General features: G+C 72.4%; 1 protein-coding gene. It reads right to left on the reverse strand.

Annotation, left to right across the window (positions count from 1 at the left end; genetic code table 11):
- The coding region (locus Q5694_RS34740; RefSeq protein WP_333937510.1) for a condensation domain-containing protein at window positions 1-1,964 on the reverse strand (1,964 nt) is incomplete at both ends.

Below are 1,964 nucleotides of genomic sequence, written 5' to 3' on the forward strand. Positions count from 1 at the left end.
TCCTCGAACCGGGCCGTCAACAACGGCTCCCCGCCGTACCGCACCGACCGGCCGGACCACTCGCCCAACATCCGCCGGCGGTCCGCGAGGTCGAGGATCTCCAGTTCGGAGAGGACGGTCTCGGGAGCGGTCACCGCGTGTTCCAGCACACGACGCAGGGCTTCCACGATCCGTTCGACGGTCGCGCGGTCGTAGAGGTCGGAGCTGTAGAGCACCGTCCCCGACAGGCCGGTTTCCTCGTCGGCGCCCAGCAGGAACTCGAGGTCGAACTTGACCGACCCGGTGGCCGGTGGATCGGCGGCGGTGGCCTGGATCCCGGGGAAGGCAGGGAGCACGGGCGGACCGGACTCCAGCGTCAGGCAGATCTGGAACAGGGGATGCCGGGCCAGGGAGCGGGCCGGGTTCACCGCTTCCAGGACGAGGTCGAAGGGCGCGTCCTGGTGGGTGAAGGCGTCCAGGTCGGTCGTCCGCACCCGCGTGAGCAGCTCCCGGAACCCGGGGTCACCCGAGGTGTCGGTGCGGAGCACGAGGGTGTTCACGAAGAAGCCCACCAGGTCCGTGAGCGCCTCGTCGGGACGGCCCGCGACGGGTGAGCCGAGGGGGATGTCCGTTCCTGCTCCGAGCCGTGTCAGCGTCGCGGCCAGTGCGGCCTGGAGCACCATGAATGGGGTGCACCGTTCGGCGCGGGACAGTTCGAGGACGCGCTTGTGCAGGTCCCGGCCGAAGTCCACCCGGATCGCGTCACCGCGGCGCCCGGCGGTCGCCGGCCGCGGCCGGTCCGTCACCAGGGGCAGTTCCTCGGGCAGGCCGGCGAGAGCGGTGCGCCAGTACGCCAGCTGCTCGTCGAGCAGGCTGCCCTCGACGGCCGGGCGCTGCCAGAGCGCGTAGTCGGCGTAGTCGACGGGCAGCGGCTCCCAGTCGGGGGCACGGCCCGCCGTCCGGGCCGCATAGGCGGCGGACAGATCCGCGAACAAAGGGCGCAGGGACTGGCCGTCCGTCGCGATGTGGTGCAGCAGGACGAGCAGGGTCGCCCGACCGTCACCCTCACGCAACAGCGTCACCCGCAACGGGTGCTCGGTGGCCAGGTCGAAGGCGTGCCTGGCCGCTGCGTGCAGCTCGGCCCCTGCCTCTCCCGGCGTCACCTCACGCACCTCGACGAACACGCCGGCCGCGGCCTCCTCGGCCGGGGTGATGACCTGGTGCGGCTGCCCTTCCGCGGTCGCGAAGCGGGTCCGCAGCGGCGCGTGCCGCCGTACGAGGTCGCCCACGGCGGCTCGTAGCGCCGTGGCGTCCACCTCCTCCCCGCTCAGCCGGAACGTCATCGGCACGTTGTAGGCCGTGTCCGGTCCGTGCAGCCCGGCCACGAGCCACAGCCGTTGCTGTGCGTAGGAGAGCGGCACCCGGTCGGGGCGGACGGCGGCTCGGGTGAGGGCCGGCAGGGCCGGGCGGCCGGTGGCTTCCGTGATACGCCGGGCGAGGGCGACGGGGGTCGGGTGCTGGAAGACGTCGCGCAGGGTGAGGGTGACGCCGAAGGTGGCAGCGATGCGGTGGGTGAGGCGGGCGGCGAGCAGGGAGTGCCCGCCGTGGTCGAAGAAGCTGTCGTCGATCGACAGGGGTGCAGCCGAGCCGAGCACCTCGCCGGTCATGTCGCGTACCAGCTCTTCGAGTTCGGTGCGGGGGGCACGCCCGGTGGCGGTCAGCGGGGCTTCCACCTGTGGCAGTGCCCGTTTGTCGATCTTCCCGTTGGGGGTGAGCGGCAGCCGGTCCAGCAGGACGAAGTGGGCAGGCACCATGTGCTCGGGCAGCCGCTCACGCAGCCAGACGCGCAGGGATGCGGGTGTGACGGAATCGCCGGGTGCGGGGGTGGGCACCACGTAGGCGGTGAGATGGTCGGTGGCCAGGAGCACGGCCTGGGCGATGCCGGGGTGCCCGGTGAGCACCGTCTCGATCCCGGTCGGCTCGAT

The sequence above is a fragment of the Streptomyces sp. AHA2 genome, from assembly GCF_036857595.1.
Lineage (GTDB): Bacteria > Actinomycetota > Actinomycetes > Streptomycetales > Streptomycetaceae > Streptomyces.